The following is a 21,539-nucleotide window of genomic DNA, read 5'->3' as shown; positions in this document are numbered from 1 at the left end:
CGCAGAATGCAGATTCTACGCGCTGGGACGCGTTCCTCGCCTGGCTCGTGCAGTGGGGCTGGCTGCTGGGCACCGCGGTCGCGGCCGGACTGGCGCTCGGCGTGCTTCCACTCGCCGGCCGGTGGTACCGCGGGCAGGAAGTCCGCACAGCGCGGTCCGAGCGCGACTACGTGGAGAGCCAGTGGCTGGTGCTGACCCGGTCGTTGGCCGACCTCGGCGTGCCCGACCCCGGACCCAAGAGCCCGCGAGCCATGGAGGCGCACTACGACGAGCGCGCCCAGCTCAGCCAGGAGAGCCGAGCGGCTCTGCACCGGGTGAGCGTGCGCTTGGAGCAGACCCGCTATGCGACGGTGACCGAGCGGGACGACTCGGCCCGAGGGACCGTGGGTGCGGACGTCGAGACCGTGGTGGAGTCGGTGCGCTCCGGTTCGCCGTGGCTCAGGCGGGCCAAGGCGACGCTGCTGCCCACCAGCGGCAGGGCCGGGGTCCTCGCCTGGGTCCGGACACGCCTCGGCTGGCCCGACAGCGATGAGCCCAGGTAGCCGATCAGTCCAGGTAGTCGCGAAGGACCTGCGAGCGCGACGGGTGCCGCAGCTTCGACATCGTCTTGGACTCTATCTGCCTGATGCGCTCCCGGGTCACCCCGTAGACCTTGCCGATCTCGTCCAGCGTCTTGGGCTGGCCGTCCGAGAGGCCGAACCGCATCGAGACCACCCCCGCCTCACGCTCGGACAGGGTGTCCAGCACGGAGTGCAGCTGCTCCTGAAGAAGCGTGAAGGAGACCGCGTCCGCCGGGACGACCGCCTCGGAGTCTTCGATGAGGTCACCGAACTCGCTGTCACCGTCCTCGCCGAGCGGCGTGTGCAACGAGATCGGCTCTCGGCCGTACTTCTGGACCTCGACCACCTTCTCCGGGGTCATGTCCAGCTCGGCGGCGAGCTCCTCGGGGGTCGGCTCGCGACCGAGGTCCTGCAGCATCTGGCGCTGCACCCGCGCCAGCTTGTTGATGACCTCCACCATGTGCACCGGAATACGGATGGTGCGCGCCTGGTCGGCCATGGCCCTGGTGATCGCCTGCCGGATCCACCAGGTCGCGTAGGTGGAGAACTTGTAGCCCTTGGTGTAGTCGAACTTCTCCACCGCGCGGATCAGTCCGAGGTTGCCCTCCTGGATCAGGTCGAGGAACAGCATCCCGCGTCCGGTGTACCGCTTCGCCAGGCTGACGACCAGGCGGAGGTTGGCCTCGAGGAGATGGTTCTTGGCGTTCCTGCCGTCCTGACCGATCCACCACAGCTCTCGCTTGAGCTTGGCATCGAGCTTGTCCCCGGCGCTCAAGCGCTCCTCGGCGAAGAGGCCGGCCTCGATCCGCTTGGCCAGCTCGACCTCCTGCTCGGCGTTGAGCAGTGCCACCTTGCCGATCTGCTTCAGGTAGTCCTTCACCGGGTCCGCGGTGGCTCCCGCGGTGACCACCTGCTGCGCCGGGGCGTCGTCGTCGTCACCAGAGGACAGGACGAAGCTCTCGTCCTCTCGCGCGGCGCCCGAGGTGGCGGGGGTCTTGGCGCCGACGCTCTTGTCGTCGTCGACCACGTCGCCCGTGCCGGCGTCCTCTTCTTCCTCGGTCTCCACCTCGTCGGCTGATGCGTCGACGGTCTCGACGGCTTCCGGGTCGGCGGCGTCGCCCTTGGCTGCGGCACGCTTGCCGCGGCTGGTGGTGGGCGTGGTGGTGGCGGGCTCGGCTTCCTCCGCCGTGGTCGCCTTGGCCTGGGTGGTCGCCTTGGCCTTGGTGGTCCTCTTGGCCTTCGTGGTCGTCGTGGAGGCCTTGGCCGTCTTGGTGCCCGAGGAGCCCGGCGAGCTCGTGGAATCCTTCGAGCTCGTGGACTTCTTCGCCGCGGAGCGACGGCGGGGCGTCTTCGCGGGCGTATCGGCCTCCGAGTCCGACGCCTCGGTCTCGTCCGCGGCGGCTGACGCTTCGACGGGCTTCTTCTTGGGCGCTCTCTTGGCGCTGCTCGCCCTCTTGCCGCTCGGCGCCTCCGAGGTCGCATCCTCGCGGACCTCGATCGCGTGGTCGCTCAGGGTGCGCAGCACGGTGGTCTGGCCCTTCTTGCCCTTCTCGGCCAGGCCGGTGGTCTCCAGCGCCTGCCGGACCTGCGTCAGCAGTACGAAGCCGCGGTCCTTACCTTCGGCCAACAGCTCTCGCAGCTCCGGTGCCGCGAACTCTTTGGGCAGATCCGGGGTCGAGTCTCGAGTCGAGGTCTTGGCCGTTGCGGGAGTCACGGATTGCACCGACTTCTTTCTGTGCCATGAGACTGGCACGGGACGGCGGTCGCCACACGAGCCCGCGGGCATACGCAGGTCGACGATGGCGAGGGTGTGGTCATGTGGTGCGATCGGTCGAGCAGACCAATCGGCGGCTCACGTCATTATAGAACCACGACGGCTGGGATGCTGTTCCCACACGCCTCACCAGGCCGTTCCCGCTGCTTTCACGGCGAGTACGGGACAGGGTGCGTCGAGCAGGACACGCTGCGCGTTCGAACCCAGGAACAGCTTGCCCACCTTGGACCGACGGCGCAGACCGATGACGATGCACGTGGCGTGCACCTCTTCGGCAACGGCGATGAGGTTCTCGCTCGGATCGGCCGAGATGACCGGCGCTCGCACTTCGTGGGTGAGCTCGCGCTCTCCTGCCTGGTCGAGCGCGGCGGCGAGGTCGGTCTCGAAGCGCTTCCCCTCCTCCGGGCCGAGCTCATGACCGCGGCTGTGCGTCCTCACGACGGTCAGGGAGACCCCGTGGAGGACGGCCTCCGCCGCGGCGGCGTGAAGAGCCGCCTGCCCCTCGGGAGTCGGGACGTATCCCACGACGATCGACATGCTCTACTCCTGCCTGGCTCGCGGGGACGGGACAGCGAGCGTCGAGGGCAGAGGCTACACGCAGCACGCTCCCGGACCGCTGGGGCGCAGAGAGGGCCGGGGTGGAGGGGGCACGGCGTTGCGCACGATCGAGTCCAGCAGACCGGCGAGCGAGTACTGCGGGTCCGCTCGCAGGGCCGCCTCGACGGCGATATTCGCCAAGGCACCGTCACCGGCGTGCCAGGCCACCAGGCCCGTGACCGTCAGCCACGGCGCGGCCCACGGCGAGGGCGCGTATGCGGCGGCGGCGGCGATCCGCTCGGCCGACACGCGGTCCAGCACGAGGTCCCCGGCCACATGCCGCTGCACAGCTCGTCGCCAGGGCGCGCGGACGGTTCCAGAGCCACGGTCGACGCCCGTCATCCGGCTCAGGAGGGTGTCGCGCCACGGCACATGGTGCAGTGAGCTCGCACATCGGGCGAGATCCGCGGGCCCGGGACTCGGCCGAGTCTCGGGGCCGGAGAGCAGCTGACCGAACACCGCAGCGACGCGCCCGGCGTGGCTCGCGGTCACCTCTGCGACCTCCCCCGGCGAGCCGTAGGCGCGGCGGTCGCGCAACGCGTCGGACACCCGAGCCGCTAACGCGGTATCGCGCGGACGCAGGAGCCGCTCCACCCCTCGACGGTCGGGAGCGGGCGCCCGCCCGGCGACGACGTACTCCGCCACGGCCGGCACGTCGCGCGGATGTGGGAGGGGATGCCAGGGCCCGGCACCAGACCCGTCAGGGGTCGCCTGGCGCCAGCACTGCCCGCTCACGTGGGCGGCTGCGCGGACCGAGACGCCCCAGCGCCGGGCGCGCGCGGTCACGGCGGCGAGGAGCGCCGAGGTCTCGAGCCGACCCACCGGTCCGTCGGCAAAGACCACGATGATGACCGCCGCGGTCTCCGGCCGGCGCAGGGCCGGGTCCAGAGCGGCCGCGAAGGCGGCGTGCTCACCCCCCTCCGGAAGGTCGACCCGCGCCGTGAGCGAGACCCGCTCCCCCGCAGGGACCGAGCCGGTTCCGCCGCCCGGTGGCCTACTGGCCAGACACGTCAGGACGAGCGAACGGCGCGGGTGATACCCCAGCTGGTAGGGCAGAGCCACGATGGCCTGCTCGAGCCCGTGGATAGTCAGCGACGAGGGTGTTGCGCAGGGGTCCATCCGCCCACCCTGGAGGGCTGTCGGTGACGGCGGCACCGCGCCTGTGGACGAGGCGGCGGTGTGGACGGGGCACCTGCGGGCCTGACCCGGATCCGGACGGTCGGCTGGTCAGCGCGACGGGAACTCTGCTCGCACGGCGTCGGCCAGCTTCTTCATCAGGTACAGGTCGAGGCCGGCGCCGATCACGCCGCCCGCCAAGGGCACCGCACGACCCAGGCGGCCCAGCCCGCGCGCTCCGAGGCCGGTCGCCAGCCGGAAACCCAGACCCTTGTTGATGACCATGGCTGCGGCCCGGGGCAAGCGGTTGACCGCGATGGACGACATCGTGCCGCCGCCCACCACCCCGGCCTTGCGCAACAGCTCGTCGGCATCCGCGCCGATGAGGGTCAGGACCACGGCCGTACGGGCGGCCTCCGTGTCGATGTCGTAGCCCCGCAAGGAGGCCACCGACCCCACCATGCGTGCGGCGAGCACGTAGAAGCTCAGCACGTTCGCCGGGAGCGCAACGGGAAGGGTGATCAACCCCCCGACGCCCGTGACGAAGCCGCCTGCGGCAGCCAGCTTGAGGTGATGACGGACCACGTCGTCGATGGCGGCCTCACGGTCTTGATGCTCGGCCAGCGCCTCGGCCACGATCTCGGCGGCCGAGTGCTGCGGCCCACGGCCCTCTAGGCCGATGTCCACGACCTTGCCGAAAGCAGCCAGGGAGACCCGCGCCGGCAGCGACTCGTGCTCGGTGTCGGCGCCCGCCTCCTGCTGGGTCTCGCTGTCGGTGCCGAATCGGGTCATCAGTGCTCCTTGAGGGCGAGAGGGGGCGGCGTCAACGCCGAGACCGAGGCTACCCGTGCCCGCGGTTCGCCGCATGACGCGAGCCCCCGGGCCTCCGCCGGAGTAGACGGCGCCCACGGCTTCATGCCGTCGGAGGGTCCTCCGCCGAGCTCTCGCGCAGGAACTCCTCGAACTCGGCGCCGATCTCGTCAGCCGAGGGCAGCTCCGCCTCCTGCTGAGCCAGCACGTGCCGCTGACGCTGGCCCTCGAGGAACTGGTCGTACCGCTTTTCCAGCTCCGCCACGGCCTCGCCGACCTCCGGCGCGGCACCCACCTGTTCCGTGATCTCCGCCCGGTTCACTCCCGCAGCGGCGACCAGATCGGCGGTAGGCATCTGCAGCTCGGTCAAGCCCAGGTAGGCGTCCATGGCGGCAACGGCGGCGTCGCCGAAGGAGGACTCAGCCAGGTAGTGGGGCACGTGGACCGCCAGGCCCATCGTGCTCAGACCTTCTTGACCCAGCCGCAGATGCAGCAGCGACTCGGCGCTGGCCGGCACCTTCACCTGACCGAACATCGGCACGTTCCCATCGATGAGGTCCTGGTCACTGGCGAACCGGGTCATCCCCACGGGCCGGGTGTGCGGGACCGCCATCGGGATGCCGTGGGCCGAGACCACCGTGCGCACCCCGAAGGCGAGGCAGATCTGGTGCACGGCTCGCGCGAAGGCCTCCCAGCGCAGGTCCGGCTCGTCGCCGTGCAGGAGCAGGAAAGGCTGCCCCGCGGTGTCCAGAACCCGGTACAGCACCAGGGACGGCTCGTCGTAGTCCGCCCAGTGGTCCGTATCGAAGGTCATCGTCGGCCGGCGCGAGCGGTAGTCGATGAGCTCATCCATGTCGAAGGAGGCGACGACCCGGTGCTCCAGCGTGTCGAGGATGTGACGCGTCATCTGTGCGCGGACGTGACCAGCGTCGATGAAGCCGTCGATCGCCACGTGCAGCAGGGGCGCGTGCAGCGGCTGCACCTGGGTGTCAGGCTCCAGGCGGAACAGAGGTGAGTGGTCCATCATGCGTCCTTTCGTCCTGCGAAGCGGCGCCGTCGATATCGTCAACGACCGTCGCCGCCGTCTGATTCCGGGTGACCGAGCCACCGTCCAGGTGGTAGAGAGAAGGTCATGAGTCCCGCTACGTCCGCCGGCACCTCTTTCCACGACCTCGATGACTTCGTCGGCTATCCGAGGGTCGGCGACATCGCCGTGTCGCCCGACGGTTCGCGGCTGGTCGCCACGGTCACCGTCGTCAACGCGGAGGGCACGGACTATGTCAGCGCCCTCTGGGAGATCGACCCCACCGGTCACCGGCCCGCACACCGGCTCACCCGCGGCACCGAGGGCGAGTCCGCACCGGTCTTCACCTCCACCGGCGACCTGCTCTTCAGCTCGAAGAGGCGCCCGGCCCAGCGCAACGGCGAACCCGAGGACGACAGCGCGGGCGACACGTCGTTGTGGCAGCTGGACGCAGCGGGGGGCGAGGCGCACCCCCTCGTGGTGCGGCCCGGTGGGGTGACGTTGGCTCGCTGCGCGAGCGCGGCCGACCTCACCGTGGTCGTGGCCCCGGTCCTGCCAGGGGCGCACGACGAGCGGCAGCATGCTGCGCTGCATCGCCAGCGGCAGGAGAGCGACGTGGACGCGATCCTGCACCAGGGCTATCCGGTGCGCTTCTGGGACCGCGACCTGGGCCCCGCCCAGCCCCGGCTGTTCACCATCGGCGCCGACGGCGGGCTGTCACCGCTGTCGGGCCACCTCGGGGCCGCTCTGGTCGAGCACGAGCCACAGGTCGGCTCTCGCGGCCGGTTCGTGCTGACGACCGCGTCGGTCCCCGAGCACGGCGGCGCCCAGCGGACCGTGCTCCTGAGCTTCGACGTGGTCTCGGGCGAGGAGAGTCGCGTCGTCGACATCGAAGGGTTCGACGTCGAGGCCGCGCTCATCAGCCCTGACTCCACTCGTGCCCTGGTCTCCATGGGCCCGCAGACCACCCCGTCGTCGGCGCCCGCGCCAACGCTGTTTCTGCTGGACCTCCAGACCGGCGCGCGCACCGCCGTGGCCGAAGGTTGGGACCGGTGGGGCACTCCCGGCGCCTGGCTGTCTGACGGCAGTGGAGTGCTGGTCCTGGCGGACGACCAGGGGCGGGGGCCCGTGTTCTGCGTCGATGCCGACAGCGGCGACATACGCCAGATCACCACGGACGACGCCACCTACTCCAGCGTCCTCGTAGCGCCGCAGGCAGAGGACGCAGTGGCCTACGCCGTGCGCAGCAGCCCCGCCTTTCCCTCCGAGGTGGTGCGGATCGACGTCGCCAGCGGAGAGGTCACGGCCTTGCCCGGCCCAGTGGCGCGCCCGGAGCTCCCAGGGGAGCTCACCGAGGTCACCGCGACCGCACAGGACGGGAGGGAGCTGCGGGCGTGGCTGGCGCTACCGGGCTCAGGCAACGGGCCGGCACCGCTGCTGGTCTTCGTCCACGGTGGCCCGCTGTCCTCCTGGAACGCCTGGACGTGGAGGTGGAACCCCTGGGTGATGGCCGCACGAGGCTACGCGGTCCTGTTGCCGGACCCAGCGCTGTCGACCGGCTACGGTCAGGAGTTCGTGCAGCGCGGCTGGGGTGCCTGGGGCGAGGCCCCCTATACCGACATCCTCGCGCTCACCGACGCCGCCGTCGCGCGCGCGGACGTCGACTCCGAGCGAACGGCAGCCATGGGCGGTTCGTTCGGCGGCTACATGGCCAACTGGATCGCCGGGCACACGGACCGGTTCGACGCCATCGTGACCCACGCCTCACTCTGGGCCCTCGACGCCTTCGGGCCCACCACCGATGCCTCCTTCTACTGGGCACGGGAGATGACCGAACAGATGGCCCTCGACAACTCTCCGCATCGCTTCGTCGACCAGATCAGCACTCCGATGCTGGTCGTACACGGCGACAAGGACTACCGGGTGCCGATCGGCGAGGGGCTGCGCCTGTGGTACGAGCTACTGTCGGGCTCCGCGCTGCCGGCCGAGGCTGACGGCACGACGGCCCACCGGTTCTTGTACTTCCCGCACGAGAACCACTGGGTGCTCAAGCCTCAGCACGCCAAGGTCTGGTACGCAGTGGTGACCGCCTTCCTCAGCGAGCACCTCCTGGGCACCCCGACGCCGCCGCCGCACGAGCTCGGGCTGACCCCTGCTCAGGAGTAGCCGGCGTCGGGCTCCCACAGCGTCCGTTCGGCCCACGCCTCCGCCCGGGTGAAGGCGGCCGCGAACCACGGCTCTCTGGCCCGGGCGTACGAGGTGACGTCGAGATGTCGCTGCTGCAGCTCGTCCTTCAGTGCCGCGTACTCAGCTCGCGCCTCGACCGATGCGTTCATCCAGTCGCGGAACAGCAGCGCCCGCCGTGCGGCGGGACTGCCCCGGGGCCGGACGTGGAGGTGGACGACCTGGCCCGGGTCGGTGCCGAGCACCATGGCTGTGCGCCACTGTGCAGCGGCGTCGTCGCCATGCCCCTCGTCCCACCACGGACCCGGTTCGAGCACCCACCCGCCCGCATCCAGCCGCGCGCGGGTAGCCGGCTCGTGCAGGCACCCCACGTCCGCTACGACCATCTGCAGGTCGATGACGTCCGTGGCCGGCATCCCCTCGATAGCCGTGCTCCCGATGTGCGCGATGTCGGCCTCGGGTGCATCCACGCCCCAGGCATGCTGCAGCCTTGCGATGAGCCGTGCGGCCCGGGCGGGCCAGTGCGGGTCAGCCGGGACGAGGGTGAGGTGCTCCGGCTGCCGGGATGGCGTGCGCAACCGTACGTTGCGCTCGTAGGGGACCAGCCGCTCGTCCCACAGTCGGTCCACCTGCTCGGTCAGGCTCTCTTCCGTGGCGGTGTTGTCCAGCCACACGTCGGCAGCGCGCCGGCGGGCCGCGTCCCCGGCCTGGCTGCGGATGCGCGAGCGAGCTGACTCGGGGCTCATGCCGCGCTCCGCGGTGAGTCTTCGTCGTCGCTCCTGTTCGGGCGCGTGGACGACGACCACGAGATGGTAGGCCGGACCCATCCGTTTCTCGACCAGCAGCGGCACGTCGTGGACCACGACGTCATCGGGACCGGCCATCGCGACGAGATCGGCCGTGCGCCGCTCGATCAGGGGGTGGGTGATGGCCTCCAGGTCGGCCCGCGCCGATTCGTCGGCGAAGACCACCTCCCCCAGGGCCGGGCGGTCCAGCGCGCCGTCACTGTCGATGACGGCCGAGCCGAAGCGGTCGCGCACCCGGGCCAGGCCCGGCGTGCCGGGCGCCAGCACCTCCCGGGCCACCCGGTCCGAGTCGACGACGAAGGCGCCGCGGGCGGCGAGGCGGCTGGCGACCGTGGACTTCCCGGAGCCGATACCCCCGGACAGACCGACGCGCAGCATCCGACAAGCCTAGGAGCCCGAGCCCTGGACGCGGTCCATCGCCGCGTAGATGCGCTGCGGCGAGACCGGGCCGGCGGCCCCCAGGCGAGGGGCGAACAACGAGACACGCAGCTCTTCGACCTGCCACCGCAGGTCCACGACATCCGCGTCCTCGAGCCGCCACCGCGGAAGCTGGGCCAGCAGGTCCGCGTACTCCTGCTGCACCACGTGCACCTGCTCCATCCGCTCCGCGTCCCGGTGCGAGGGCCGGGCACCCCTGTCCAGCCGCTCGGACATGGCCTGCAGGTAGACGGCGAGTCGGGGCAGGCGCGCCTCCCCCATCTCGGTCACGAAGCCGGGGTGGACCAGTGCGGCGTGCTGCTCGCGCAGGTCGGTGACCATCGCGGAGTCGGGGGCACCGTCCAACCGGCTCTCGACCGAGCGCGCCAGCGGCAGCGCCTGGACAAGGTGGCGGACCATCCCTCGAAGCCGCGGGAGCAGATGCGCACGCATCTCCCGCGCGCTGTCCTCGAACGCCTCGGCCGTGCGCACTGGGCGTCCGGGTGACCCGCGCTGCGTCAGGATGGAGTCGGCGACCGCCTGGGCCGCGTCCTCGATGAGGGCGGCCACCGAGATCGACGCTGCGGTCCCCAGGGCCAGCTTGTCGGTGTTGCTCAGCTGGCCCAGCAGCCGCTTCGACGGCGCTGGGGTGCCCAGCAGCAGCAGGCGCCGGACCCCCCGATGGGTGGCCCGGTCCGCCTCGGGAGCGCGGGGCAGCACGACGAGGTCGACGGCGCTGCCGGTGTCCAGCAGAGCGGGGTAGCCCCGCAGAACCTGGCCCTCGACCACACCGTCGAACGTCTGGGGAAGGGTTCCCAGGTCCCACGAGGTGATTCCTCGGCGCTCGATCGGAGCGGCGGCGAGCTCCACTCGCGAACGCACCACTGCTTCCAGCTCGGACTGCAGGGCTGCCAGGTCCTTGTCCTCGGCCACCACCTCGACCTCGCGCTGCGCACGACGGCCTGGCCCGCTCCCCACCGAGCGCTCGACGACGAACGTCGGCCTCAGGTGGCCCGGAACCCGGGACCAGGTGAAGTCCTCCTCCCGCACGACGGCGGGCCCGGCCCGGGTGAGGACGCGAGCCAGGGCGCGCGTGATCGGCTCCCGTGGGCCGTCACGGTCGGCGGCGGGCAGGCCCATGGGTCCCAGCTCCCGCAGTGCCGTTCGCGCATGGTCAGCGGCGGGCACGAACTGGCGGCGCACCTGCTTGGGAAGCGAGCGCAGCAGCGCTATGACCAGCTCCTCGCGGAAGCCGGGCACCGACCACCCGAACGGCTCGGGCCGGAGGCGGTTCAGCACCTCGACCGGCACGTGCACGCTGACCCCGTCACGCGAGGACCCGGGCTCGAAGCGGTAGCTCAGCTCGAGGTTCAGGTCACCGGCCTGGAACTGGCCCGGGAAGTCCTCGAGACCGGGAGAGTGCCCGGCCAGCAGATCCTGTGTGGTCAGGTGCAACAGCTGCGGGGTCTGGCGGCGGGCCTCCTTCCACCAGCGGTCGAAGTGCGCCCCGGAGACCACATGCGCCGGGACCCGCTCGTCGTAGAAGCGCAGCATCTCGTCCTCGCCGGCGACGAGCCCCCTCCGGCGAGTCTTCTCCTCGACCTGGGAGACCTGCTGGGTCAAGGCCTCGTTGGCGTCCAGGAACTCGTGCCGGGCGTCCCAGTCCCCCTCCACGAGCGCATGTCGCAAGAACAGCTGGCGGGCCTGGTCCGGGTCGATGCTGCCGAGCGCGACGCTGCGGCCCGCCACCAGTGGCACCCCGTAGAGCGTGACCCGCTCGCTGGCCACAGCACCGGCTCGCCGACGCGACCACCGCGGCTCCGCGTAGGAGCGCTTCACCAGGTGCGCGGCTGCCTTCTCGATCCACGCCGGGTCGGTGGCGGCGTTGACCCGGGCCCACAGACGTGTGGTCTCGACCAGCTCGGCCGTCATCACCCACTCGGGGTTGCGGCGGTGCAGCACCGAGCCGGGCTGGATCGCGAACCGGGTGCCCCGGGGGCCGGTGTAGTCGCGCTTGCTCCGGTCGTACAGTCCGAAGAGGGAGAGCAGGCCCGGGACCAGTGACTGGTGCACTCGGTCGGCCGAGGCTGTGGAGCGGTTCACCGTCAGCCCGGCCGAGGTGACCGCTCGGCGCAGCTGGCGATGCAGGTCCTGCCATTCACGTACCCGCAGGTAGTGCAGATACTCCCGGCGGCACATCCGCCGGAAGGCGCTGCCGGACAGATCTTTCTGCTGCCGTGCGAGGTAGCGCCAGAGGTTGAGCATGGTGAGGAAGTCGCTGCCCTCGGCGACGAACCGCGCGTGCGCCTGGTCGGCCTGGGCCCGCGACTCGCTCGGGCGCTCCCTCGGGTCCTGCAGCGAGAGCGCGGAGACGATGACCAGCATCTCGCGGAGCGCACCGTTGCGGTCGGCCTCGATCACCATGCGCGCCAGGCGGGGGTCGAGGGGCAGGCGAGCAATCGTGCGCCCGTCCGGGGTCAACCGTCCGTGACGCTCGCCGGTGGTGGTCGGCTTGTCGATCGCGTGGAGCTCGTGCAGCAGGCTGACCCCCTCGGCCACCTGGCGCCGGTCGGGCGGGTCCAGGAACGGGAAGTCCTCCACGCGGCCGAGCCCGAGATCGGTCATGGTCAGCACGACGCTGGCCAGGTTGGTCCGCAGGATCTCGGGGTCGGTGAACTCCGGGCGGGCCACGTAGTCCTCCTCGGAGTACAGGCGGACGGCGATGCCGTCCGCCAGACGACCGCACCGGCCAGAGCGCTGCCGCGCGCTGGCCCGGGAGATGGGCTCGATGGGAAGCCGTTGCACCCCGCGCCGACCGCTGTACCGCGAGATGCGCGCGGTACCGGTGTCGACCACGTAGCGGATGCCGGGCACGGTGAGGGAGGTCTCGGCGACGTTGGTGGAGACCACGATCCGGCGGCCGGAATGGGCGGAGAAGACGCGGTGCTGCTCGGCTGCGGACAGCCGGCCGTACAGCGGCAGCACCTCGGTGTCGTGCAGGCCGAGGGCTTCGATTCCCTCGCAGGCATCGCGGATCTCCCGCTCCCCGGAGCAGAACACGAGGATGTCCTGCGGCCCACCGTCCGACGAGCGTGGATGGGTCCACAGCTCCTCGACCGCCTCGCAGATGCCGGTCACCTGGTCCACCTCGTCCTGCCCGGCGGCGCCGTCCGGACCCGGCTCCGCTTCCCGGACCAGGGGGCGGTAGAGGGTCTCCACCGCGAAGCTGCGACCCGAGACCTCCACCACCGGCGCCGGTCGACCGTCGGGACCGCTGAAGTGCCGCGCGAAACGCTCCACATCGATGGTGGCCGACGTGATGATGACCTTCAGGTCGGGCCGCCGGGGCAGGAGCTGCTTGAGGTAGCCGAGGATGAAGTCGATGTTGAGGCTGCGCTCGTGGGCCTCGTCGATGATGAGGGTGTCGTAGCGACGCAGCTGACGATCGTGCCGCAGCTCGGAGAGCAGGATGCCGTCGGTCATCACCTTCACGGCCGTGTCGGGGCCGGTGGTGTCGGTGAAGCGGACCTGGTAGGCGACCGTGCCGCCCAGGTCGGTGCCCAGTTCCGCGCTGATCCGCTCGGCCACGGCCCGGGCCGCGATGCGCCTCGGCTGGGTATGCCCGATGAGTCGGCTCGAGCCTCGCCCGAGCTCCAGGCACATCTTCGGCAGCTGAGTGGTCTTCCCGGAGCCGGTCTCGCCGGCGACGATGACCACCTGGTGGCCACTGATCGCGGCGAGCAGCTCGGCCTTGGCTTCGACCACCGGGAGGGCGTCCGGGTAGCCGAGCGTCAGGGCGGTGCCGCACACGTCGCTCGGCGCGCTCATGGCCACCTCCTCGTTCCCGTCCGCGCTCGGCCCAGGAGCCGGCCGACGGCTCACCGAGCCTAGGCCACGGTCTGACCCCGGTCGGGCTCAGGCGGCCTCCCACGTCCGCGGTAGGTCATCGGTCCCGGTGGTCGTGACCAGATGAGCGCTGACGAGCCGGACCCCGGTGTCTCGGCAGACCTCGATCAAATCCTGGTGCACCGCACGGTCCGCATCACTCACTGCGCTGCCCGGGTGAACGACGCCCAGCACTACGCCGCCTCCGGGAGGGACCGGCGCGTACCTGCTCACCAGCCCGGCCAGCATCGAGTGCCGCTCGAGCCGGGGCAGCGGGCCAGGGACGAAGAACGGCTGCGCCAGGCTGAAGTCACGGCGCAGGGCCAGCACACACAGACCACCCTGGTGCCGCGCGACGTCGCTCACGCACAGGTCGAGCACGTCACGCGCCAGTCGAGGGTCGGTCAGCGGTCGTCGCGGCCAGTCGGCCGGTAGGTCGCGAAAGCTCATGGGCCCCAGCCTGCCGGACCAGGGTCGGTCCGGCCCCGGGCTGTCCACAGGCCTACCCGGAGAGCAGCTGGGTCACCGCATGGAGCACCAACCCGACCAGCGCGCCGACGAGAGTTCCGTTGATGCGGATGAACTGCAGGTCTCGCCCTACGTGCAGCTCGATGCGACGGGCGGCCAGCTGCCCGTCCCAACGGCGGATGGTGGCCGTGATCACGCCGGTGACCTCGGGGCCGTACTGCTCGACCAGCGCCATCACCGCGTCCGCGGCCCAGGCGTCCAGGCGGTGCCGCAGCGCGTCGTCGTCCGCCAGCCGTCCTCCCAGATCCGCCAGCTCGCTCGCCAGCCGCGTGCGCAGCGGCCCGGGAGCATCGTGCAGCGCCTCCGTGAGCGAGAGCTGCACGGTTGTCCACAGACCGAGCGCGGTGTCGGCGAGCTGCGGGTGCTGCACGAGACGACTCTTCACCGACTCGCAGGCTCGCATCGTCGACGGGTCGTGCTGCAGATCCTGCGCCAGCCCCGCCAGATAGTCGTCCAGGGTCTGCCGGGCCGGATGGCTGGGATCGTCCCGGACCTCACCGCTCCACCCCACCAGCTCGGCGTGCACCCGCCGCGCGACCCGGTCGTCGACCCAGCCAGGGGACCACCAGGGAGCCCGCGACCCGATGAGCCGCACGACGTCGTCCGGGTGGCTCTGCAACCATTCGTGGGCCTCATCGGCCACAAGGTCGACGAGGCCACGATGGGCGCCGTCCCGCACGACTCCTTCCAGCAGATGCCCCACCACGGGGGCCACCGGCTCCTGGTCGAGACGGGGCAGGACGGTTCCGGTCAGTACCGCTCGAGCGTCCTGCTCGGTGACACGCCCCAACGCGGTGGCCGCCCAGGGCGCTGCCTCGGCGACCACCCGCTCGCTGTGCTCCGGGTCGCGCAGCCAGCGACCGACCCGGGCAACCACGTCGAGGTCCAGATAGCGCTCGCGCAGTGTCTGCGGGCTGAGGAAATGCTCGGTGACGAACTGCTCCAGACCCGCCGCGAGCATGTCCTTCCGCCGCGGGACCAGTGCGGTGTGGGGGATCGGGATGCCGAGCGGGTGGCGGAAGAGCGCGGTGACCGCGAACCAGTCGGCGATCGCTCCGACCATGGCGGCTTCGGCACCGGCGTGAACGTAGCCCAGCCATCCGTCGTCCCGTCCCAGCGTCGCCATGAAGATCAGCGCCGCCAGCCCCAGCAGGCCGGTAGCCACCCGGCGCATCCTGCGCAGGTCGCGGCGACGGGCCGCGTCGCCGGGAGGGTCTGCGATCGGCGCGACGCCCGGGCTCGACGCGCTCACCAGTGTGAGCCGCCGGGTGCGCCGACGTCGGTCAGCTCGACGAGCTCGGCCTCGTCAGCAAAGCGACACAGGGCGTTGACCGCGCGCAGCTGCTCGGGCGAGCGCACCTCCGCCTCGAGCAAGGTCGGGCTGCCCACGACCACGGACATTGCCCGCGCCCTGCTGACGGCCACGTTGAGACGGTGGATGTCGTAGAGGAAGTCGACACCTCGGGGAGCGTCGGCAGCGCTGGAGGAGGCCAGGGTGTAGATCACGACCGGAGCCTGCCGGCCCTGGAACTTGTCCACCGTACCGACCCGTATCCCGTCGGGCACCGCCGCGGCCACCGCTGCGACGTGCGCGTTGTAGGGGGCCACCACCAGGATGTCCTCCACACCGATGGGCCGCTCCCGGCCTGTGGAGTCCGCCCACCGCCCCTGGAGCAGAGCTGCGGCGAGCCCGGCGACCACCTCTGCCTCGAGCGCGTTCTCGCTGCTGTACCCCTCCTGGGCAACCGGCCGCCAGCGCAGCCCCGACCCGCACAGGGATGCCGGCTCGACCCCGAGCACCTGCTGGCGCTCGAGGCCTGGGCCGGCCTGGAGCTGGTCGGCGTAGGACATCGTGGACACGAAAGCAGTGATGTCGGGGTGCATGCGCCAGGTCCGGTCCAGGAAGACGCCACGCCCCGGTGGCATGACCTCGGCGCCCTGCAGCATGTGCTCCAGCACGGAGACGCCGGCGCCGTAGGGGTGCACGCCGTTCGAAGGGGCCGCCAGCTGCTGCGGATCGCCCAGGAGCACCAGGGAGCGAGCCGCACCGGCCACCGCCAGCGCGTTGGCCAAGGAGAACTGGCCGGCCTCGTCGATGACGAGGACGTCGACGCTGGAGATCAGTCGCTCATGCGACCACAGCCATGCGGTCCCTCCGGCCAGCTGCGCCTCCCCGGTGGCCAGCGCCTCCTCGACCTCCCCGTTGTCATCCACGAGGCGGACGTGCTGGTCACGTTCGGCAGCGACCTGCACCTCCTCCGTGGGTGCCTTGCGCACCCCGGGACGACCGGTCTTGCGCATCAGCTCGGCGACGACGCTATGGGAGGGCGCGGTGACCCCGACCCGTAGCCCGGCGTCCAGCAGGTCCTGGATCAGCAGCTGGCCGGCGTACGTCTTGCCCGACCCTGGCGGGCCCTGCACCGCCAGCACCTGTCCCGACAGCTCGAGCCCCACGCGGCGCACCACATCGACCGGGCTCTCGCCCGGGGCGGGCTGGAGGTCACCCGGGACCCGGCGACGCAACAACGAGACGGCAGCCGTCCGCTCGTCTGCCAGCACCTGCTCACCGAGACGGCCGAGGGCGTCGCGCAGCACGCCGTTGCGGACATAGTCGTTGGTGACCAGCCCGGTTGCCGTCAGGGGTGACTTGGTCTTGCCCCGCTTGACCTCGACCCATCCCTCGTCGAGGTCGGCGGCCACGACCTCACCCACTCTCGCGCGCGTGACGACATCGTCGAGCTGACGGCCGACCCGAGCCTCCTGCGGAGGAAACCGGTAGCGCCAGACCAGTGAGCGAGCGACTTCTCCCGTCCGTTCCGGGCCGGTGACCCCGCCCAGGGCCGCCCGGTCCTCCACGAGCTCCTCGGGGCTCATCCAGGCGGTGCGGAAGTACTCCCACCACATCTGCTTGTCCTCCCGCCGGTGCCAACCCACGCAACCCGCCAGGAGAGGCTCACCGGCCTCGAGCAACCGTTCGGCCAGCGCGTTCTCCGCGGCGATGCGCTCGGAGTCCCGGGCCTGTTCGGGCTCCTTGCCGGAGGGCCGCGTGAGGGGCTCGGGCACGCTTGCCGCGAGCTCGTCCCGGCGATCCTCCAGCCAGCCGTGCAGGCCGAGCGTGCTGCGCACGTCGTCGTAGTTGTAGGCCGCGATGCGGTCCAGGATCTGCGGGTCTCCTGGCTGTGAGGACGCCCACCGCTCGTACTCCACCACCGACGACATGGCGTCATCGACACCGTCCTGGCTGGCAGGTCGCTCGCGGGACCAGTAGAAGGACTCGAGCTTCTTGAGCGAGTAGGAGCGCTTGGAGATCTGCAGCCCCTGCCGCACCACGGCGTACAGGTCGACGAACCGCTCCCCGCGCAACAGCAGGTCCAGCTCGGTCTCAGCCACGGCCTCCCTCGCCGTGAGCCGTTTCAACACCGCCTGCTCGTACGCGGCGTAGTGGTAGACGTGCATGCCGGGGAAGCGCTCCCACCGGCGGACCAGCCAGGTGAGCAGGTCGGCGACCATCCGCCGCTCGCCTGCGGCGTCATGGGCCCACCAGGTGTGGAAGCGCTCGTCGCGGTCGCACAACCCAGCCAGGTACTCCAGCCCCTGTCCTCCGGGCGCGAACGGGTCGCCTTCGAAGTCGAGGTAGACGTCGCCCTCGTCCGGCGGAGGAAGCAGCTGCAGCCCGGCGCCGGGCCCGGCGTCCAGCAGCTCGTAGGCGGGGGTGCCGGTGTGGCGTTCGTGCAGCTGCAGCTGCGCCTGACGGTGCACTCGGCCGCGGGTGGCCGCGCTCAACGAGGACTGCAGGGCCGGCGCCCCGGGCTCGACCTCGGCCAGAGCGGTGAGCGTGTCCACACCGGCGGCGAGCAACCGCTCGCGCTGCCCGCTGCGCAGGCCGGCCACCAGGCAGAGGTCGTCCTCGTCCTCCCACTGCGCGCTGCACCGGGGCTGCCAGCGGCATTGCGAGCAGTAGGCGGTCGGCACGGGCTCGGTGTCGACAGGGTCGGCGACGGCGGACTCCAGCCGCCGGCGCACCCGGGAGGCGTACGCCGAGACGTCGACCAAGCGCCACGGGTGCGTGACCCCGTCGCCGGCGACGACGGTCAGCTGCGCCGGGGGCACTCCCTGCAGCTCGGTCAGCCGCACCGCATAGGTGGCCATCTGCAGCAGGGCGGGCACCTTGAGCCGACGGGCGAGCTTGGTGTCGGCGATGTCGTAGGACCAGTCGCCCAGGGCACCGGGACGCTCGACGCGGAGCAGGAAGTCCGCGAAGCCCATCCAAGACCCGTCGAAGAGCGCCGCCTGGAAGACCACATCGGCCCCCGACCGCATCGCCTCCACGGTGAGCCCTTCACGCTCCTCGGGGCTCCCGTGGGACGCGTCGGGGATGTCGACCACCCGGCGGCCCTGGCTCAGGAGGAGCTCGCGATAGGCGCGCTCGTGCTCCAGACCCTTGTCGAAGATGAGCTGCAGCTGCGCGTCAACCCCGCCCTCGGGGGCCTGCAGCCGACGCTCTTGGGCGGCCAGGTCCAGCGTGGTGACGTGAGGGCAGGCGACGTGCTTGGTCAGGTCGGTCGCACTGAGGACCAGCCGTCCCTCACGGATCTGCACGGCGTCCCCTCAGCATGTCGACACTCTGGCATACGACACCGACACGCTCGCGGCCCGTAACATCGGGGGCGTGGGCAACGGGGAGACGGCGCTCCGCACGGCCACGGTCACCGCAGCGGCGACCGTGGGTGGGGTCGTGCTGGTCCACCTGTGGGATCCCAACGTCTCCGGAAGCTACGGGTTCTGCCCGCTGCGGGCCGCCACCGGCCTGCTGTGTCCCATGTGCGGTGGGTTACGCGCGGTGCATGCGCTCACCGACGGACAGTGGGACACGGCGTGGGGTCTGAACCCCGCGGTGGTGCTCCTGCTGCCGCTGGCGATCGGGGCCTGGGTGGTGTGGGTATGGCGGGCGCGGCAGGGCCGCAGCACGACCTTCCTGGAGCGGATGCCGGTCTTCGTGCCGGCAGTCGCTCTCCTCCTGCTGTTCGCAGCGATGCGCAACGTCGCTGCTTTCCAGCCCTACCTGGCGCGGCTGACCTGATGACCCTGCTGCATGCGCGTGCAGCCTCCGAGGCATACCGACGACGAAAGGCCTGAGCATGAGCACACCTCCCCCTCCCCCCGGAGGGAACGACGAGAACCCCTACACCTCCCAGCCCGGGCCGGGAAGCGAACCCGCCGGGCAGGGCTCCCCCGGCTACGGCTCGGGCGCGTACGGCAGCAGCGAGCCGGCTCCTCCCGCCTCTGGCTACGAGGCCGCCCCCGGCTACTACGGCGGCCAGATGCCCAGCGACGCCGAGAACAACCTCGGTGTCATCGCCCTGGTGACGGGCATCATCTCTCTGGTGGCCTGCGCACCGCTCGGCATCGTCGCTGTGATCTACGGCCGCAAGGCCCAGGCCGCAACCGCCGCAGGCCGGGCCAACAACGGCACCCTCGGCACGGTGGGGTTCTGGCTGGGCGCCGTCGCTTTGGCCCTGATGGTCCTGGGGATCATCTTCGTCGTCGTACTGCTGGTCTTCGGGCTCAGCGTCGGCGGCGTCAACGCCTGAGCAGATGACTACGGGGAGTCCAGACCTCCGTTGACGTTCAGCGTCTCGCCGACCACGTAGCTGGACTCCGGAGACGCGAGGAAGACATACGCCGGTGCCAGCTCGACGGGCATCCCGGCGCGGCCCAGCGGGGTCTCGAGACCGAACTCGGGGATCGCATCCTTGGGCTGCCCCGCGACGACCTGCAGCGGGGTCCAGACCGGTCCCGGCGCGACGGCGTTGACACGGATCCCCAGCGGCGCGCACTGCTTCGACAGGCCCTTGGTGAAGGTGTTCATGGCGGCCTTGGTCGTGGCGTAGTCCACCAGGTGAGCACTGGGACTGTAGGCCTGCACCGACGAGCTCTGGATGATCGCGGAGCCGGGCGGCAGGTGTGGCAGGGCCGCCTTGGTGATCCAGAACATCGCGTACACGTTGGTCTTCATCGCGGTGTCGAGTTGCTCGTCGTCGATGTCGGCGAGCTCGGGCTGGGTGATCTGGACGCCGGCGTTGTTGACCAGAATGTCCAGGCCGCCCAGGCCATCGACGGCCGCTTGCACCAGGTCGCGACAGAACTGGCGGTCACTGATGTCGCCGGGAACCGCCACGGCCGTGCGGTTCTCGGCCTCGATGAGCCGCACGATCTCCTGGGCGTCCTGCTCCTCCGAGGGAAGGTAGTTGATGGCGACATCGGCGCCCTCGCGCGCGAAAGCGATCGCCACCGCCCCTCCGATGCCCGAGTCGCCGCCGGTGATCAGGGCGCGCCGGCCCGCCAGCCGACCGGTTCCGCGGTAGGTCGTCTCACCCCGGTCGGCCTGAGGCGCCAGCTCGGCGTCCAGGCCCGGGGTGCCCTGGTCCTGCTTCGGCGGCTGCAGGGACGGGTGGCGGTCCACGGGGTTGTCGAAGGTCAGCTGGTCGGTTGCCATGTCGCCAGGCAACCACACCTGTCGCGGCTCGTTCCAGCCGGGGTCACTGGTGGCGGTGACGAGCCGAACCGGCCTACGGTGAGGCCATGAAACGCTGGGGTGCGGTGCTGTTCGTGGTGGGGGTCTTGCTGCTGGTGGTGGGTCTGGCGGCAGCGGTGTGGGGAGGCGTGCGGGCGTTCGGCTCGGTGACCTCCGCCGTCGAGTCGGCTTCGTCCATGCCCGGAGGGACCGGGACGATCACGCTGGAACGCGGCGAGCAGGCCACGGTCTACCAGGAGACCTCCTCGGTCGATCCCACCGCCGCGTGCCAGGTGACGGGTCCCGGGGGTGAACGGCTGAGGCTGACCCGCTCGACCGAGCTGAGCGGCTCGACGGGCGAGGGCAACTACGTCAACGTCGGCTCGTTCGAGGCCCCGAGGTCAGGCACCTACACGGTGACCTGTGCCGGGGGTGAGACGCTGCTCGGCCCCTCGCTCGACTTCACCGCGATCGGCGGGGGCACCCTGGGCGTGGTGCTGGGACTCGTGGGCGCGGGCTTGGGCTTCGTCCTGGTCATCGTGGGAGCAGTCCTGTGGTTCGTCGGGCGCTCTCGTGGCAACACTGCGACGACGACGCCCGCGGGCGGCTCCTACCCGCCGCCGGGGACTCCTCCGCCCCCACCACCCTCGAGCTGAGCCTTCGCGCTCACGTCTGCCCGTGGTCCGCGGCCCTCGTGCCCCCCGGCTCCTGCCGGTCCTCGGAGTTCTGGTGTTTCTCGCTGTGCTCGGTACCCACCGGGCCCTCCCGGTCGGAGAACGTCACCTCGACGTCCTGGCGCTCCTTGAAACGCGTGGACACCGCGGCCTCGCTGAAGGTGCGCTCGTCGGCCTCGGTCAGGTCGGTGTGCTCGGTGAACGGTGAGAGCAGGGAGCGGGGGTAGAGCTGTTTGGCCAGCACGACGTTGAGCTCGACGGCCAGGACCACGATGCTGGCGACCACGAGCAGCCAGCCCATCAGTCCCAGGACCAGCGCGAAGACCCCGTAGGTGTCGTTGGTCCGGTTCACCACCAGTCCGACGTAGGTGGCACCGAAGCTCTGCATGACCTGCCAGCCCACCGCCGCCAGGGCTGCGCCGGGGAGCACGTCGGACCAGCCGAGCGAGCGCGGAGTGGCGTGGCGCATTCCCAGGGCGAACAAGGCCCCGATCATGGCCAGGGACGCGGCCAGCAGAAGTAACGAGATCAGACCATGGACCTGCAGCCCGTAGGACTGCGCGCTGCTGCCCACCGCGGAGAGCACGGTGCTGCCGATCAAGGCGACGAACGCGATCCCGATCAGCACCGCACTGCGCAGCCGGGCCATG

Annotated in this window: 17 protein-coding genes; 5 read left to right on the top strand and 12 right to left on the bottom strand. The window is 71.1% G+C overall.

Annotated features, from left to right (window positions below; genetic code table 11):
- Nucleotides 1–542, top strand: a 542-nt coding sequence (locus VJ976_RS01255; RefSeq protein WP_324098129.1) for a hypothetical protein, incomplete at its 5' end; no start/stop codon positions are given.
- Between the two features lie 4 nt (nucleotides 543–546).
- Here the strand turns inward: VJ976_RS01255 and VJ976_RS01250 are convergent.
- The 5 genes from VJ976_RS01250 to VJ976_RS01230 all read right to left on the bottom strand — a co-directional run bounded on the left by VJ976_RS01250 (nucleotide 547) and on the right by VJ976_RS01230 (nucleotide 5,881).
- Nucleotides 547–2,274: an RNA polymerase sigma factor gene (locus tag VJ976_RS01250; protein WP_324098128.1), complete on the bottom strand. Its 1,728-nt coding sequence runs from the start codon at nucleotides 2,272–2,274 to the stop codon at nucleotides 547–549.
- 186 nt (nucleotides 2,275–2,460) lie between these two features.
- Nucleotides 2,461–2,871: a universal stress protein gene (locus VJ976_RS01245; protein ID WP_324098127.1), complete on the bottom strand. Its 411-nt coding sequence runs from the start codon at nucleotides 2,869–2,871 to the stop codon at nucleotides 2,461–2,463.
- Between the two features lie 54 nt (nucleotides 2,872–2,925).
- Complete coding sequence (locus VJ976_RS01240; RefSeq protein ID WP_324098126.1) at nucleotides 2,926–4,050, bottom strand: DUF4192 domain-containing protein; 1,125 nt, start codon at nucleotides 4,048–4,050, stop codon at nucleotides 2,926–2,928.
- A gap of 108 nt (nucleotides 4,051–4,158) precedes the next feature.
- Nucleotides 4,159–4,839 carry an EcsC family protein gene (locus VJ976_RS01235; protein ID WP_324098125.1) on the bottom strand — a complete coding sequence of 227 codons (681 nt, stop codon included), beginning with the start codon at nucleotides 4,837–4,839 and terminating at the stop codon, nucleotides 4,159–4,161.
- Nucleotides 4,840–4,960: 121 nt separating this feature from the next.
- Complete coding sequence (locus VJ976_RS01230; protein WP_324098124.1) at nucleotides 4,961–5,881, bottom strand: PAC2 family protein; 921 nt, start codon at nucleotides 5,879–5,881, stop codon at nucleotides 4,961–4,963.
- 108 nt (nucleotides 5,882–5,989) lie between these two features.
- Between VJ976_RS01230 and VJ976_RS01225 the strand changes: the two genes are divergently transcribed.
- On the top strand, nucleotides 5,990–8,047 hold the full coding sequence (locus VJ976_RS01225; protein ID WP_324098122.1) for a S9 family peptidase: 2,058 nt from the start codon (nucleotides 5,990–5,992) through the stop codon (nucleotides 8,045–8,047).
- Here VJ976_RS01225 and coaE read toward each other — a convergent pair.
- The 5 genes from coaE to VJ976_RS01200 all read right to left on the bottom strand — a co-directional run bounded on the left by coaE (nucleotide 8,038) and on the right by VJ976_RS01200 (nucleotide 18,300).
- Nucleotides 8,038–9,249, bottom strand: coding sequence for a dephospho-CoA kinase (gene coaE, locus VJ976_RS01220; RefSeq protein ID WP_324098120.1), 1,212 nt, complete (start codon nucleotides 9,247–9,249; stop codon nucleotides 8,038–8,040). The genes VJ976_RS01225 and coaE overlap by 10 nt on opposite strands.
- A gap of 9 nt (nucleotides 9,250–9,258) precedes the next feature.
- Nucleotides 9,259–13,116 (bottom strand): ATP-dependent RNA helicase HrpA, encoded by a 3,858-nt coding sequence (gene hrpA / locus VJ976_RS01215; RefSeq protein WP_324098118.1) that lies wholly within the window; start codon nucleotides 13,114–13,116, stop codon nucleotides 9,259–9,261.
- An 87-nt stretch (nucleotides 13,117–13,203) separates the two neighbouring features.
- On the bottom strand, nucleotides 13,204–13,623 hold the full coding sequence (locus tag VJ976_RS01210; protein ID WP_324098116.1) for a hypothetical protein: 420 nt from the start codon (nucleotides 13,621–13,623) through the stop codon (nucleotides 13,204–13,206).
- 52 nt (nucleotides 13,624–13,675) lie between these two features.
- Nucleotides 13,676–14,953 carry a DUF445 domain-containing protein gene (locus VJ976_RS01205; RefSeq protein WP_324098114.1) on the bottom strand — a complete coding sequence of 426 codons (1,278 nt, stop codon included), beginning with the start codon at nucleotides 14,951–14,953 and terminating at the stop codon, nucleotides 13,676–13,678.
- Nucleotides 14,950–18,300, bottom strand: coding sequence for a TM0106 family RecB-like putative nuclease (locus VJ976_RS01200; protein WP_324098112.1), 3,351 nt, complete (start codon nucleotides 18,298–18,300; stop codon nucleotides 14,950–14,952). The genes VJ976_RS01205 and VJ976_RS01200 overlap by 4 nt, the downstream gene beginning before the upstream one ends.
- Nucleotides 18,301–18,370: 70 nt before the next feature.
- Between VJ976_RS01200 and VJ976_RS01195 the strand changes: the two genes are divergently transcribed.
- On the top strand, nucleotides 18,371–18,781 hold the full coding sequence (locus VJ976_RS01195; protein ID WP_324098109.1) for a DUF2752 domain-containing protein: 411 nt from the start codon (nucleotides 18,371–18,373) through the stop codon (nucleotides 18,779–18,781).
- A gap of 58 nt (nucleotides 18,782–18,839) precedes the next feature.
- Nucleotides 18,840–19,292, top strand: coding sequence for a DUF4190 domain-containing protein (locus tag VJ976_RS01190; protein ID WP_324098107.1), 453 nt, complete (start codon nucleotides 18,840–18,842; stop codon nucleotides 19,290–19,292).
- An 8-nt stretch (nucleotides 19,293–19,300) separates the two neighbouring features.
- On the opposite strand, the gene VJ976_RS01185 is transcribed toward VJ976_RS01190, so the two are convergent.
- A complete protein-coding gene (locus VJ976_RS01185) occupies nucleotides 19,301–20,197 on the bottom strand; it encodes an SDR family oxidoreductase (RefSeq protein WP_324098105.1) in 897 nt (298 codons plus the stop codon).
- An 86-nt stretch (nucleotides 20,198–20,283) separates the two neighbouring features.
- Between VJ976_RS01185 and VJ976_RS01180 the strand changes: the two genes are divergently transcribed.
- On the top strand, nucleotides 20,284–20,871 hold the full coding sequence (locus VJ976_RS01180; RefSeq protein WP_324098103.1) for a hypothetical protein: 588 nt from the start codon (nucleotides 20,284–20,286) through the stop codon (nucleotides 20,869–20,871).
- Nucleotides 20,872–20,881: 10 nt separating this feature from the next.
- Here VJ976_RS01180 and VJ976_RS01175 read toward each other — a convergent pair.
- Nucleotides 20,882–21,539, bottom strand: a 658-nt coding sequence (locus VJ976_RS01175) for a YihY/virulence factor BrkB family protein (protein WP_324098101.1), incomplete at its 5' end; no start/stop codon positions are given.

The sequence above is a fragment of the Ornithinimicrobium sp. genome (genome assembly GCF_035267225.1).
Lineage (GTDB): Bacteria > Actinomycetota > Actinomycetes > Actinomycetales > Dermatophilaceae > Ornithinicoccus.
Note: the sequence above shows the minus strand (reverse complement) of the source record. Positions and strands in the feature narration are given on the sequence as shown.

Bases quoted from the DNA above. Each gene is read 5' to 3' on its own strand.
- coaE (WP_324098120.1), bottom strand. From the start codon at position 9,249: ATGCTGCGCGTCGGTCTGTCCGGGGGTATCGGCTCCGGGAAGTCCACG.
- hrpA (WP_324098118.1), bottom strand. From the start codon at position 13,116: ATGAGCGCGCCGAGCGACGTGTGCGGCACCGCCCTGACGCTCGGCTAC.
- VJ976_RS01245 (WP_324098127.1), bottom strand. From the start codon at position 2,871: ATGTCGATCGTCGTGGGATACGTCCCGACTCCCGAGGGGCAGGCGGCT.
- VJ976_RS01235 (WP_324098125.1), bottom strand. From the start codon at position 4,839: ATGACCCGATTCGGCACCGACAGCGAGACCCAGCAGGAGGCGGGCGCC.
- VJ976_RS01190 (WP_324098107.1), top strand. From the start codon at position 18,840: ATGAGCACACCTCCCCCTCCCCCCGGAGGGAACGACGAGAACCCCTAC.
- VJ976_RS01180 (WP_324098103.1), top strand. From the start codon at position 20,284: ATGAAACGCTGGGGTGCGGTGCTGTTCGTGGTGGGGGTCTTGCTGCTG.
- VJ976_RS01185 (WP_324098105.1), bottom strand. From the start codon at position 20,197: ATGGCAACCGACCAGCTGACCTTCGACAACCCCGTGGACCGCCACCCG.
- VJ976_RS01210 (WP_324098116.1), bottom strand. From the start codon at position 13,623: ATGAGCTTTCGCGACCTACCGGCCGACTGGCCGCGACGACCGCTGACC.
- VJ976_RS01225 (WP_324098122.1), top strand. From the start codon at position 5,990: ATGAGTCCCGCTACGTCCGCCGGCACCTCTTTCCACGACCTCGATGAC.
- VJ976_RS01240 (WP_324098126.1), bottom strand. From the start codon at position 4,050: ATGGACCCCTGCGCAACACCCTCGTCGCTGACTATCCACGGGCTCGAG.
- VJ976_RS01230 (WP_324098124.1), bottom strand. From the start codon at position 5,881: ATGGACCACTCACCTCTGTTCCGCCTGGAGCCTGACACCCAGGTGCAG.